The sequence below is a fragment of the Kitasatospora sp. Root107 genome (assembly GCF_001424875.1).
Lineage (GTDB): Bacteria > Actinomycetota > Actinomycetes > Streptomycetales > Streptomycetaceae > Kitasatospora.
This window is the reverse complement of record NZ_LMCT01000012.1, coordinates 287344-300053: the sequence shown is the minus strand read 5'-3', so window position 1 is coordinate 300053 and position 12710 is coordinate 287344. Positions and strand designations below refer to the sequence as shown.

11 protein-coding genes are annotated in these 12710 nt (G+C 72.3%); 6 read left to right on the top strand and 5 right to left on the bottom strand.

What is annotated here, in order from left to right:
- Positions 1-40: 40 nt before the first annotated feature.
- Positions 41-1648 (top strand): long-chain fatty acid--CoA ligase, encoded by a 1608-nt coding sequence (locus ASC99_RS13055; protein ID WP_057231484.1) that lies wholly within the window; start codon positions 41-43, stop codon positions 1646-1648.
- 52 nt (positions 1649-1700) lie between these two features.
- On the opposite strand, the gene ASC99_RS13050 is transcribed toward ASC99_RS13055, so the two are convergent.
- On the bottom strand, positions 1701-2108 hold the full coding sequence (locus ASC99_RS13050; protein ID WP_057231482.1) for an SHOCT domain-containing protein: 408 nt from the start codon (positions 2106-2108) through the stop codon (positions 1701-1703).
- A gap of 153 nt (positions 2109-2261) precedes the next feature.
- On the opposite strand from ASC99_RS13050, the gene ASC99_RS13045 reads away from it, so the two are divergent.
- On the top strand, positions 2262-2663 hold the full coding sequence (locus tag ASC99_RS13045; RefSeq protein WP_057231480.1) for a YccF domain-containing protein: 402 nt from the start codon (positions 2262-2264) through the stop codon (positions 2661-2663).
- 19 nt (positions 2664-2682) lie between these two features.
- Here ASC99_RS13045 and ASC99_RS13040 read toward each other — a convergent pair whose 3' ends face one another.
- On the bottom strand, positions 2683-3591 hold the full coding sequence (locus ASC99_RS13040; protein ID WP_057231478.1) for a hypothetical protein: 909 nt from the start codon (positions 3589-3591) through the stop codon (positions 2683-2685).
- A gap of 30 nt (positions 3592-3621) precedes the next feature.
- Entirely contained in the window at positions 3622-4422 is an 801-nt protein-coding gene (locus ASC99_RS13035; protein ID WP_057231476.1) for a helix-turn-helix transcriptional regulator, read from the bottom strand.
- 103 nt (positions 4423-4525) lie between these two features.
- On the opposite strand from ASC99_RS13035, the gene ASC99_RS13030 reads away from it, so the two are divergent.
- Complete coding sequence (locus ASC99_RS13030) at positions 4526-5542, top strand: NAD(P)-dependent alcohol dehydrogenase (RefSeq protein ID WP_057231475.1); 1017 nt, start codon at positions 4526-4528, stop codon at positions 5540-5542.
- Between the two features lie 15 nt (positions 5543-5557).
- Here ASC99_RS13030 and ASC99_RS13025 read toward each other — a convergent pair whose 3' ends face one another.
- Positions 5558-7048: a SulP family inorganic anion transporter gene (locus ASC99_RS13025; RefSeq protein ID WP_057231473.1), complete on the bottom strand. Its 1491-nt coding sequence runs from the start codon at positions 7046-7048 to the stop codon at positions 5558-5560.
- Positions 7049-7616: 568 nt separating this feature from the next.
- Here ASC99_RS13025 and ASC99_RS38460 point away from each other — a divergent pair.
- Genes ASC99_RS38460 through ASC99_RS13010 form a run of 3 tightly spaced genes read left to right on the top strand, consistent with a single transcriptional unit; the run spans position 7617 to position 10641 of the window.
- Positions 7617-9017, top strand: coding sequence for a sulfatase (locus ASC99_RS38460; protein WP_057231471.1), 1401 nt, complete (start codon positions 7617-7619; stop codon positions 9015-9017).
- 59 nt (positions 9018-9076) lie between these two features.
- On the top strand, positions 9077-10039 hold the full coding sequence (locus tag ASC99_RS38455) for a formylglycine-generating enzyme family protein (RefSeq protein ID WP_157531505.1): 963 nt from the start codon (positions 9077-9079) through the stop codon (positions 10037-10039).
- 17 nt (positions 10040-10056) lie between these two features.
- Positions 10057-10641 carry a GNAT family N-acetyltransferase gene (locus ASC99_RS13010; RefSeq protein WP_057231469.1) on the top strand — a complete coding sequence of 195 codons (585 nt, stop codon included), beginning with the start codon at positions 10057-10059 and terminating at the stop codon, positions 10639-10641.
- Positions 10642-10769: 128 nt separating this feature from the next.
- Here the strand turns inward: ASC99_RS13010 and ASC99_RS41900 are convergent, their stop codons facing one another.
- Positions 10770-12671 carry an FtsX-like permease family protein gene (locus ASC99_RS41900; protein WP_162257873.1) on the bottom strand — a complete coding sequence of 634 codons (1902 nt, stop codon included), beginning with the start codon at positions 12669-12671 and terminating at the stop codon, positions 10770-10772.
- Positions 12672-12710: the final 39 nt, after the last annotated feature.

Sequence of the window (12710 nt, the reverse complement as noted above, 5' to 3'; positions counted from 1 at the left end):
GTGATGCCTGGCCACCCACCCCCTTCGACTAGGAGACCCCGTGCTCAGCACCATGCAGCGGCACCAGCTGAACGTCACCACCCTGCTGCGGCACGGCGCCACCGTGCACGGCCGCAGCGAGGCGGTCACCTGGGCCGGGGAGACGGCCCGGCGCACCAGCTACGCCGCGACCGCCGACCGGGCCGCCCGGCTGGCCGGGGCGCTGCGCGCACTCGGGGTGGACGGCGACCAGCGGGTCGCCACTCTGATGTGGAATCAGCAGGAGCACCTGGAGGCGTATCTGGCCGTTCCGGCGATGGGCGCCGTCCTGCACACCCTCAACCTGAGGCTGCCCGCCGACCAGCTCGCGCACATCGCCCGGCACGCCGAGGACCGGGTGGTGATCGTCTCCGCGGACCTGCTCCCGGTGCTGCCGACAGCCCCCTCGATCGAGCACGTCGTGGTGGTCGGCGCGGCCGAACTCCCGTCCCTGCCGGGTGTGCTGGTGCACGACTACGAAGCCCTGCTGGCCGCCGCCCCGAAGCGGTTCGACTGGCCGGAGCCGGACGAGGACTCGGCGGCGGCGGTCTGCTACACCTCCGGCACCACCGGCGACCCCAAGGGCGTGGTCTACTCGCACCGCTCGGTCTACCTGCACTCGATGCAGGTCTGCCTGCCCGAGGCGCTCGGCCTCTCCGACGCCGACCGGGCGCTGGCGGTGGTCCCGATGTTCCACGCGATGGCCTGGGGCATGCCGTACGCGGCCTTCCTGGCGGGCAGTTCGCTGCTGCTGCCGGGCCGGCATCTGCAGGCCGCCCCGCTGGCCGCCTTCATCGCGGCCGAACGCCCGACCACGGCCGGGGCCGTCCCCACCGTCTGGGCCGCACTGCTCGCCCACCTGGACGCCGAGGGCGGCGACGTCTCCTCGCTGCGCGAGGTACTGGTCGGCGGCGCGGCCTGCCCGCCCGCGCTGATGACCGGCTTCGAGGAGCGGCACGGCGTCCGGGTGATCGCGGCCTGGGGGATGACCGAGACCTCGCCGCTCGGCACCGTGGCCCGTCCGCCGCAGTACGCCAGGACCGCCGAGCAGCAGTGGCCCTACCGGAACTCGGCAGGCCGCCCGCCGGCCGGCGTACGGCTGCGGCTGACCGCCGAGGACGGCACCGTACTGCCCCAGGACGGCGTCGCCATAGGCGAGTTGGAGGTCAGCGGCCCGTGGGTCACCGGCTCGTACCATCTGACGGCGGCACCCGACAGCTTCCGGGACGGCTGGCTGCGCACCGGCGATCTCGGCACGCTGACCGCCGACGGCTGCCTGCGGCTCACCGACCGGGCCAAGGACGTGATCAAGTCCGGCGGGGAGTGGATCTCCTCGGTCGAGCTGGAGAACCAGCTGATGGCCCACCCCGCCGTCCGGGAGGCCGCCGTGATCGGCGTACCCGACCAGCGCTGGGACGAACGCCCGCTGGCCGCAGTGGTGTTGACCGAGCCGGTGGCACCGGCCGAGCTGGCGGCCTTCCTCGGCGAGCGGATCGCCCGCTGGCAGCTACCGGAGCGCTGGGCAGTGCTGGCCGAGATCCCGAAGACCGGGGTGGGCAAGTTCGACAAGAAGGAACTGCGGTCCCGCTACCGCGCGGGCGAACTGACCGTCACCCTGCTCGGTGCGTGAGAGCGCCGGCCGAGGGTCGGTTCTGGCCCTCGGCCGGCGGTCGGTGCCGTGCTCAGGTGAGCAGCTTGGCTTTTGCCTTCTGGTACTCCTCGTCGGTGAGGGCGCCCTGATCCTTGAGCGCGGCGAGCTTGGCGAGTTCGTCGGCCCCGCTGGCGGCGGCCGCGCCGCCCGCAGGTGTGCCCGCAGCCTCGCGGACGTACTCCTTGAATGCGGCGTCGGCCTTCTGGGCCTGTTCGACATCCCGGTGGCCCATCGACCTGCCACGGGCGATCAGGTAGACGAAGACGCCGAGGTAGGGCAGCAGGATCACGAAGATCAGCCAGCCCGCCTTGCCCCAGCCGCCCATGTCGTGGCTGCGGAAGATATCCGTGATGATCTTGAAGAGCAGGAAGAACCAGAGGATCCAGAGGAAGAGCCACATCATGGTCCAGAACACGTTGAGCAGGGGATAGTCGTCCATGCAACCCACAGTGGTGACTGCTCGGGCGCCCCGCGCGCGGAGCCGCAGCAGGTTGCGCCGTTCGGGGCAGGCCGGCCGCACGGGGCGGGCAGCTGGACTCGCCAGCGGGGGATGAACCCTTGCACGAGCCGGGATCGTGGGAGGGTGGGTGCCATGAAGGTGCTCGGTTTCGTGCTGAACGTGCTCTGGTTGATCTTCTGTGGCATCTGGATGGCTCTCGCCTACGTCGCCGCCGGGATCATCTGTTGCGTCCTCATCGTCACCATCCCGTTCGGCATCGCGTCGTTCCGGATCGCGGGGTACGTGCTCTGGCCGTTCGGGCGGACCACGGTGGAGAAGCCGGACGCCGGTGCGCCGTCCTGCGTCGGGAACGTGATCTGGCTGGTGTTCGCCGGCTGGTGGCTGGCGATCGGCCACCTGGTGACCAGCATCCCGCTGTTCCTGTCGATCATCGGGATCCCGTTCGGGTGGGCGAACCTCAAGATGATCCCGATCTCGCTGATGCCGCTCGGTCGTGAGGTCGTGCCCACGGACGAGAAGTTCGGCGCTCGCTGAGGCGTCGGGGCCGCCGGCCTCAGGCTTGCTGCTGCTCGTTTCCGCGCCGCAGCAGGCCGTACGCCCAGCGTTCGTTCAGTCCGGCGAGGAAGCCGACACTGCCCCAGAAGAACCAGGCCTTGATCAGCGCCTGGTGCCCGGCCGGTGTCAGCGGTACGGCTCCGCAGAGGTCGTCCGGCGTGGCGGGCGGGGTGAGCAGGGTGAGGATGCCGCCGTTGATGAGCAGGAAGAGCGAGGTGGCCAGGAACCAGCCGACCACCACCCGGTACCAGCCCTCCTGACGCATGGTCCGGGCCAGCTGCACGGGGTTGGCCGGGAGGTCGGGCGAACCGCTGCGGAGCGGCCCGCGCTGTATCAGCTGGTAGGCGTCGCGGAGCCGGATGATGACGCTGAAGACCGCGCCCATCGCCCCGCCCGAGAAGCAGACCAGGGAGTACATCAGGCTGAGCTGTTCCGGGCAGCCGAGGGTGCCGTGGAAGAGCGGCGGCACGGCCCGGCCCACGGCGAGGGTCAGGATCAGGACGACCGGGCTGAGGAGTATTCCGAAGGCCAGGCCCGTGTTGAGACCGCGGCCGCCGGCCAGTGCCGCGTCCGCTTCGAGCTGCTGGGCGGCCCCATCCGCCTCGTCCTTGAGGTAGTCGGGCTCTCGGGCGGGGGCGGTCGCCGCCTCCCGCAGGGCGACGCGCACCACGCGCTCCAGAGCCCGGCACACGTCGACGCGCGTACGCCGCTCGAAGGCGTGCTGTGCTGCCGTGTGCAGGCGCTCGATCCGGACGAGAAGCTCCGGCTCCGCATGCCGCAGGTGCTGCAGCCCGGGAGCGTCCTCGGCCAGGCCGAGCGCGGCGGCCAGTGTCCTCGGCTCGGCCGGGGCCGCCCCCAGCAGCCACTCCCTGACCCGTTGTGCCTGACCTGCTCGCTGCTCACTCACGTCTGTCCCTTGGCGTCGTAGTCGATGTGGTCAGCTGGTGCCCGGGGTGGCCCGGGCACGGAGGATCGTGGCGGTGGCCTCGTCGGCCGGCAGGAACGCCTCCAGGTGCAGCTCGGCGAGCGTGACGTCGAGTGCGGTGGCGAACGAGGTGATCGTGGTGATCAGGCGCAACTCCCCGTCCGGCGTGGCGAGTCGGAGTGGGACGGCGAAGCCGAGGTGGTCCGGGTCGGGGGCGGCGGGCGGCAGGTAGCCCTCCAGCTCGGCGATGAAGGCGGCCAGGCGTGGGTCGTGGCCACCGTTCGCCAGGGCCCGGTGCATGTTCTCGGTGACGTGGCGGCCCCACTGGGGGAGGTTCAGCACGCGGCGGGCCATGCCGTCGGGGTGCAGCAGCAACCGGAGCATGTTGACCGGGGGAGCGAGGAGTTCGGCCGAGCAGCCCTCGGTGATCAGATCGACGGCGCTGTTCGCGGCGACCAGTTCACCGTACGGGCGGAGCACCAGCGCGGGGTAGGGCAGATGGCCGCGCAGGATGACCTCCAGCGCTTCCCGCACGGGGCCGAGCATCGGGGTCTCCAGTCGGGACTCGGGGTACACGGGTGCGTAACCGGCCGAGTGCAGCAGGGAGTTGCGGTCGCGCAGCGGCAGGTCGAGGGACTCCGCGATCCGGATCACCATGGTCCGGCCCGGGCGGGAGCGGCCGCGTTCCATGAAGCTCAGGTGCCGCTGGGTGGTGCCCGCCCGCAAGGCGAGGTCGAGCTGGCTGAGCCTGCGTTCGGTCCGGCGGCGGCGTAACTCGGCAGGGAACGGGCTGGGTTCGGTAAGGGTGGTCACCGGACGGTTATAGCCCGCGCCGTCATTCCCTGCACGGAATTGTCCGCACTCGGCGGCTCGCGCAGGATCGTTCCTGTCACCCCGTCGAGGAACGGAAACCACCATGAAGAGCTACCACGTGACCGGCGCCGGCACCGGAACAGCAGGTCTGACACTGCGTCAGCACGATGTGCCGGAGCCCGGCCCCGGGCAGGTGCTGGTGCGGATGCGTGCCAACGCCGTCAGCTTCCGGGACGGACTGATCCTGGCCGACGATTACCCGCTGCCGGTCGTACCGGACGTGGTCGCCGGGTGCGAGGGAGCGGGCGAGGTGGTCGCGGTCGGGCCGGCCGTCGGCACCTTCGGCCTCGGCGACCGGGTCATGCTGACCGTCTTCCCGGACTGGCTGGACGGCCCGTTCGGGCTGGACCGGGCCGCCCAGCTGGGTTCCTCGCTGGATGGCGCGCTGGCCGAGTACCGGGTGGTCGCGGAGCGGGCCCTGGTGCGGATACCGGGCCACCTGTCGTACGAGGAGGCCGCCGCGCTGCCGCTCACCGCGCTGACCGCGTGGAACGCCCTCACCGGCGGCCGGCCGCTGCTCCCCGGCGAGACCGTGCTCACCCTCGGCACCGGCGCGGTCAGCCTGGCCGCGGCGCAGCTGGCGCTGGTGGCCGGGGCGCGGGTGATCGCCACCACCTCGGGCGGGCCGAAGGCCGTACGGCTCAAGGAACTCGGCGTGCACGAGGTGATCGACCGGACCGCCGAGCCGGACTGGCACCAGCGGGTCCGCGAGCTCACCGGCGGCCGGGGTGTGGACCAGGTGGTGCACGTCGCGGGGCCGCTGGACCAGTCGCTGCGCTCGGCCGGGATCGGTGCCGAGCTCGCGTACGTCGGTTACCGGGTCGCCGACGCCCCCACCGCTCCGCCGGTCGACGCCCGGCTGCTGTTCGCCTCGGGGGTGCAGGTGCGGAGTGTCGCGGTCGGCAGTCGGGCGCAGTTCATCGCGCTGAACCGGGCGGTGGAGGTCCACCGGGTGCGGCCGGTGGTGGACCGGGTGTTCCCGTTCGACCAGGCCCCGGAGGCGTTCCGGTACCACCGGGAGGGCGGCGCCTTCGGCCGGGTGGTGATCAGCCACGGGTAGGGCCACGGGTACGGCTCAGGCGCCGGAGCCGAGCCGTCCGCTGAGTGCCCCGTGCAGTTCGGCGCTCCGGGAGTTGAGGCCCACCAGTTCGACGGTCTTGCCGCGCTGGGCGTACTTGCCGGTGATCGCGTCCAGGGTGGCGACCGAGGTGGCGTCCCAGATATGGGCCTCGGTCAGGTCGATGACCACCTTCGCCGGGTCGTTCGCGTAGTCGAACCGGGTCACCAGGTGGTTGCTGGAGGCGAAGAAGAGCGCGCCGGTCACCGCGTAGTTCACCTGGTCGCCGCCGGGTTCGGTGACCGAGGTGACGTCCGCGAGGTGGGCGACCCGGCGGGCGAAGACCACCATGGCGCTGACCGAACCGATGATCACTCCGACCGCGAGGTTGCCGGTGGCGACCACGCAGCCGACGGTGATCACCATGACGGCGCTCTCGCCGACCGGCAGGCGGCGCAGGGTGCGCGGGCTGACGGAGTGCCAGTCGAAGGTGGCGACGCAGACCAGCATCATCACCGCGACCAGGGCGGCCATCGGGATCTTCGAGACCACCGGCCCGAAGACGATGCAGAGCACCATCAGGAAGGCGCCGGACAGGAAGGTGGAGAGCCGGGTCCGGGCGCCGGAGGCCTTCACGTTGATCATCGTCTGGCCGATCATCGCGCAGCCGCCCATCCCGCCGAAGAAGCCGGTGACGATGTTGGCGACGCCCTGGCCGATGGACTCCCGGGTCTTGTTCGAGCGGGTGTCGGTGATCTCGTCGACCAGCTGAGCCGTCATCAGCGACTCCATCAGCCCGACCAGCGCGAACGCCAGCGCGTACGGCGCGATCAGGGTCAAGGTGGCCAGGGTGAACGGCACGTCGGGCAGGCCCGGCAGCGGCAGCCCGGACGGGAGCTCGCCCTTGTCGCCGACCGTGGGCACGGCCAGGTGGGCGCCCACGGTGACGGCGGTCAGCGCAACGATCGACACCAGCGGCGCCGGGACGGCCGTGGTGAGCCGGGGGAGCAGGGCGGTCAGCGCCAGGCCGCCGGCCAGCAGCGGGTAGACGGCCCAGGGGACGTCCACCAGGTTCGGCAGTTGGGCCAGGAAGACCAGGATGGAGAGGGAGTTGACGAAGCCCAGCATCACGCTGCGCGGGACGAACCGCAGCAGCCGGGCCACCCCGAGCGCACCGAGGGCGATCTGGCAGAGACCGCCGAGGATCACGGTGGCGATCAGGTAACCGAAGCCGTGCTCGCGCGCGAGCGGGGCGACCACCAGGGCGATCGCACCGGTGGCGGCGGAGATCATCGCCGGCCGGCCGCCGACCACCGCGATCACCACGGCCATCGTGAACGAGGCGAACAGCCCGACGCTCGGGTCCACGCCCGCGATGATCGAGAAGGAGATCGCCTCCGGGATCAGCGCGAGGGCGACCACCAGGCCGGCCAGCACCTCGGTGCGGGCCACCTTCGGGGCGAGCCAGGACGGGCGGAAGTCGCGCAGGCGCGCGGCGGCGGACAGCATGGCAGTGGGCAAGACGGGTACCTGTCGTACTCGGTTCGTACTCGGTCGCGGTCGACGCGGACACGCGGGGCAGTGGGCGGGCGGCCGAGCCACGGCGCGGTGGCGCCCGGGGCTGCCCGACCGCTCGACTCTACCGGCGCCCGGAGAGCAGCTCCGGCCGTCCGCCCGGTCCGAGGTCGGACGGTGGGGTGCGGAGCGGCCGAACTCCTTTTCTGTGGACGGTGGTTCGCCCGGTGGATGGCGCCACGTGAATTCGGTGTGTCCAGTCCGGGGCGCCATTGCGGGCCGCCGACGGAAGCCCCTATTCTCGCCTGCATGGCAGCCGGAGAGATCCTCGCTGCCCGCCGCCACGTCGATTTCGGCCGACTGGCCAGCGGGCTCTGTAGCGCCGCCGCGTGACCTTCGCGGCCCGTCGCCGCTGATCGCAGCGTCGACGCTGCTTCTGTCGTGAATCCCGGGATGTTCCTTTCCCCCCTCGGGTTCACGCGTTCTCCCACAATCCCGGTGCCGATATCGGTGTGTCCTGCCGTGCGCGCCGGAGTTCACCGACGCCGAAAGGAATTCCGTGGTGCCCGAGAACACCCGTCCCGAATTCGGCCGGCGGGGCTTCCTCGCCGGAGCCGCCGCCGTGGCCGCCGCCGGAGCGGTCCCGCTGGCGGTGGCCGCCGCCCCGGCCGCTGCCGCTACCGCCGCCCGCCCGAACGTCCTGCTGATCGTCACCGACGACCAGCCCAAGCACACCGACTGGGCGATCCAGAACACCATCGCCTGGCTCGGCGGCCAGGGGGTGACGTACTCCAACGGGCACGTCGCGACGCCGCTCTGCGCGCCGTCCAGGTCCTCGATCTTCTCCGGCCGGTTCGCCCACAACCACGGGGTCCGCAACAACGGTGCCTCGGCCGCGTTGGACCAGCACACCACCGTGCAGCGCTACCTGAGCCAGGCGGGCTACCGCACCGGCCTGTTCGGCAAGTACCTCAACTCCTGGGCGCTGGCGGACAATCCGCCGCACTTCGAGGACTGGCTGCTGCTCCAGCCGTCCTACCAGGACGCCAACTACAACGACAACGGCACCGTCCGCACCATCAGCGGCTACGCCACCAACGTGATCAAGAACCACACGCTGGCCTTCCTCGACAAGGCGGCCACCGACACCCGCCCGTGGTTCGCCTACGTCACCCCGTACGCCTCGCACGAACCGAACCAGCCGGCCGCCAAGTACGCCGACACCCCCGTACCGGCCTGGAACGGCCGCCCCTCGGTCACCGAGGCCGACCGCAGCGACAAGCCCGCCTACATCCGCAACGCCACCGCCACCCTGGCCGACGCCCAGGCGCTGCGGCAGCGTCAACTCCGCACCCTGCTCTCGGTGGACGACGCGGTGCAGGCGTTCCACGACAAGCTGGCCGCGCTCGGCCAGCTCGACAACACCCTGGTCATCTACGTCGGCGACAACGGCTACACCTGGGCCGACCACGGCTGGCTGAAGAAGTCCGTGCCGTACTCCCCGTCCCACCAGGTGCCGTTCTACCTCTCCTGGCCCGCCGGCGGGCTCGGCGCGGGCACCACCGACAACCGGATCGCCGCCAACATCGACATCGCCCCGACGATCCTGGACGCGGCCGGGATCGTCCCGAACACGCCGCAGGACGGGCACTCACTGCTCACGGCCTACCGGCGGGACCACCTGCTGGTCGAGTGGTGGCGGCAGGGCGCCGGGACGGGTACGCCGAACACCTGGGCCTCGTACGTGGCCACCGATCGGCAGTACACCGAGTACTACGATCTGAACACCGATGCGAACGGGACGGTCTCCGGCACCGGGCAGGTGCTGTTCCGGGAGTACTACGACCTGGCGAGCGACCCGTACCAGCTGCAGAACCTGCTCCACCAGGCCACCCCACAGCAGGAACAGGCCCTCGGCATCCCGGCGCTGGCCGCCCAGTTGGCGGCCGACCGCGCTGTCTGACCCGCCACCGTCCCCCGGGCCGCCCGGCCCGGGGGACACCTTCGAGAGGACGACCAGCCGTGAGCACCGAGCCGACCAAGCCCTGCTGCACCCCGGCCCGGGCCGAGTCGGGCCCGGCGGTGCTCACCGTGGCCGCCGCTCCGGTACGGCCCGCCCGGGGGCTGCTCGCGCTGCCGGGCGGACGGTTCCTGATGGGCACCGACGACCCGGTGGGCTTCCCCGCCGACGGCGAGGGACCGGTCCGCGAGGTCGAGGTCGGCCCGTTCCGGATCTCGCCGACCGCCGTCACCAACGCGCAGTTCGGCACCTTCGTGAAGGCCACCGGGTACGTCACCGAGGCCGAGCGGTTCGGGTTCAGCTTCGTCTTTGAGGGCTTCCTCACCGCGGCGGTGGCGGCCACCGCGCAGTCGGTGGCGGGCGTCCCGTGGTGGCGCGCGGTGCCGGGCGCCGACTGGCGGCGGCCCGAGGGCCCCGGCTCCTCGGCGGGCGACCGGCAGAACCACCCGGTGGTGCACGTCTCCTGGCACGACGCCCAGGCGTACTGCGCCTGGTCCGGCAGCCGCCTGCCCACCGAGGCCGAGTGGGAGTACGCCGCCCGGGGCGGGCTGGAGCAGCAGCGCTACCCGTGGGGCGACGAACTCACCCCCGGCGGGCGGCACATGTGCAATATCTGGCAGGGCGTCTTCCCGACCCTGAACACCGCCGCCGACGGCCACCGGGGGACCGCCCCCGTGAAGACCTACCGCCCCAACGGCCACGGCCTGTACAACGTGGCGGGCAACGTCTGGGAGTGGTGCGCCGACTGGTTCAGCCCCGACTTCCACCGGACCGGCCCGAGCCACCACCCGGTCGGCCCGCCGGACGGTACCCGCCGGGTGATGCGGGGCGGCTCGCACATGTGCCACGACTCGTACTGCAACCGCTACCGGGTCGCCGCCCGTAGCTCCAACACCCCCGACAGCTCGGCGGGCAACATCGGCTTCCGGGTGGCCGCCCAACAGACTGGCGCCGCCGTCCGGTAGGAGGTAGACAGACCGTCATGAGTGCTGACGTTCCCCTGAACTTCCTGCCCACCTTCGCCCCCGCCGACCTGGCCGGGGACGGCTTCGGGCTCCGCCCGTGGAGCCTGATAGGTGAACCGGCTCGCCGGGCCCGGGAGTTGTCCGCACTCGCCGCCGACCCCGCGATATCCCTCTGGAACCCGCTCCCGGTGAGCAGCGTGGCGCACGCCGAACGCTGGCTGACCGGCCGGGCGGCCGGCTGGGAGCGCGGCGACCTGGCCTCCTTCGCGCTGCTCGCCCCCGACTTCGACGAACTCCTCGGCGCTGTCACCGTCCGCTGGGCGGACCGGGCGGACGGCCTCGCCATGATCGGCTACTGGCTGCTCCCCGACGCCCGGGGCCGCGGCCTCGCCACCCGCGGTCTCGAAGCGGTCACCCGCTGGGCCTTCACCACCGCCGACGCCCGCCGGATCGAACTCGCCCACGCCGTCGGCAACTCCGCCTCCTGCCGAGTGGCCGGCCGGGCCGGCTACCTCCTGGAGGGCACCCTCCGCGCGAGCCACTGCTTCGGCGACGGCAAGTACCACGACGAACACCTGCACGCGCGCCTCGCCAGCGACTGAGTGGGCAGGTGCTCAACCATGTGAGACCAGGGGCTCGGGGAACGGCGACGCCAGCCTCGTAGAAGGTGATCCGTGCGTAAGGGGTCAGGCACTTTCGCAGTGACCGCACGTTCCCCGAGCCCCGCACATCACCCGAGCACCGTCACCGCCCGCTGCCGCAGCGCCCAAGCCGCCGCAACCACCGTGCACGGCACGGCAATCGCCGCACACGCCCCAGCCGTCCCGCCGAGCGCCTGCCACGGCACCACCAGCGGCGGATCAACCCCCAGCAACCGCAGCGCAACCTGCATTCCGCCCAGGTTGATCCCGGTCACCACCGCCCCGAGCACCGCCCCCACCGTCACCGCGAGCAGCGACTCCGCCGTCACCACCCGGATCACCTGGGCGCGGGTCGCCCCGGCCAGCCGCAGCTGGGCCAGCTCCCGCTTCCGGTCCACCGTCGCCAGGACCAGCGTGTTGGCCAGCCCGATCGCGGTGTAGAGCAGCGCGAGTCCGAGCACCAGCACCGCCCGCAGCCAGGACACCCGGTTCGGCGCGACCGGGTAGGCGGCCGCCAACCACGCCTCCCCGGTGGCCAGTTCAGCACGGTACCGAGCCGCCAGCACCCCGATCGCCGACGCGCCGATCGCCGACGCGCCGATCGCCGCCGTGCCGGAGCCGCGCAACTCGATCCGGTCGGTCCGCGCCCCGGGCGCGTTACGCGCCGTCAGGTACAGCCCGTTGTTCCCGGTCCCGTCCCGCAGGACGCCCGCCACCCGGAGCGTCCGCCTGCTGCCGTCCGCGAGCACCAGCTCCACCGGCGCGCCCACGGTGTGCTGCTCCCACTCCTCGGGCAGGACCACCGACTCGTCGTCCAGATCCGCCAACGACCCGGCCAGCAGCGGGAGTCGGGACACCTCGCCGTACGTCGCCGGATCCACCGCCCGGGCCTCCGTCCGTACCTGCACCCCGTCGCTCTCCAGGACCGAGACCACGGTCGGCGCACTCGGCGAGACCACGACACCCGGCAGGGCCCGCAGCTCCCGTACCAACGCGTCCACCCCGGCGCCCCGTTGCGGCGTCAGCACGTGGTCCGGCACGCTCTGCGCCTGCGCTTCGGCGGCCCGGCCCGCCGCCACGGTGTTCATCCCGCCGAGCAGCGAGCCCGCCAGCGCCACCGAGACCAGCACCGGCGCGGCCACCGCACCCGTACGCCTGACCCCACCCAGCGCGTTCGCCCGGACCAGCCGCCCGGCGTACGAGGTCAGCCGGGCCGGCAGTGCGCCGAGGCCCTGCAGCAACGGTCCGGCCAGCACCGGGGTCAGCAGGCCGCAGGCGGAGATCAGCACCATCGGCTGCACGGTGTAGTTCTTCCGCCGCAGCAGGGTGCCCGGGGCGTCGACCAGGGCCGTACCCATCAGCACCATCGCCGTGACCAGCAACCCGATGCCCCACAGCCAGCGGCCGGGCGTCATCACCCGGGAGTTGACGTCCGCCTCGCGCAGCGCGTCCAGCGGGCCGAGCCGTCCGGCCCGGTAGGCCGCCGCCGCGACGCCCGCGACGGCGACCAGCAGGCCGGTCCAGAATGCGGCGTGCAGCGGCCAGCTCTCCGTCCCGATCGCGAACCCGTCCGGCGCGGTGCCGACCAGGACCAGCTCCCGCCCGAGCCGGGGCGCACCGGCCGCGCCCAGCGCGCAGCCCGTCGCCGAGGCCGCCACGCCGAGCGCCAGCGCCTCGAACAGCACCATCCGCCGGATCTGCCCCCGGCTCGCCCCGGTCAGTCGGAGCAGCCCCAACTCCCGCTGCCGCTGCGCCACCACGTACGAGAAGGTGGAGGCGATCACGAAGCCCGCGACGAAGGTGCTCACCCCACCCGCCGTCCCGAACGCGGAGTTCAGGCCGATCGCGGCCTCGCCCCACGGCAGCCGGGCGGTGGCCGCCAGCCCGAGCAGCATCACCGTCATCAGCGCCACACCGAGCGACAGTGCGACGAAGGCCCCGATCAACGAGACCCAGCGCACCCGCAGCGACTTCCAAGCGATCCTCGACATCCTCATGCCCCGAGCCAACCGCCCCGCGCCCGTCCGATC

What these genes read in the sequence shown, in the direction of transcription:
- ASC99_RS13050 (WP_057231482.1), bottom strand. Translation starts at nt 2,108, where the DNA reads ATGGACGACTATCCCCTGCTCAACGTGTTCTGGACCATGATGTGGCTC.
- ASC99_RS13045 (WP_057231480.1), top strand. Translation starts at nt 2,262, where the DNA reads ATGAAGGTGCTCGGTTTCGTGCTGAACGTGCTCTGGTTGATCTTCTGT.
- ASC99_RS13030 (WP_057231475.1), top strand. Translation starts at nt 4,526, where the DNA reads ATGAAGAGCTACCACGTGACCGGCGCCGGCACCGGAACAGCAGGTCTG.
- ASC99_RS13025 (WP_057231473.1), bottom strand. Translation starts at nt 7,048, where the DNA reads ATGCTGTCCGCCGCCGCGCGCCTGCGCGACTTCCGCCCGTCCTGGCTC.
- ASC99_RS13010 (WP_057231469.1), top strand. Translation starts at nt 10,057, where the DNA reads ATGAGTGCTGACGTTCCCCTGAACTTCCTGCCCACCTTCGCCCCCGCC.
- ASC99_RS41900 (WP_162257873.1), bottom strand. Translation starts at nt 12,671, where the DNA reads ATGTCGAGGATCGCTTGGAAGTCGCTGCGGGTGCGCTGGGTCTCGTTG.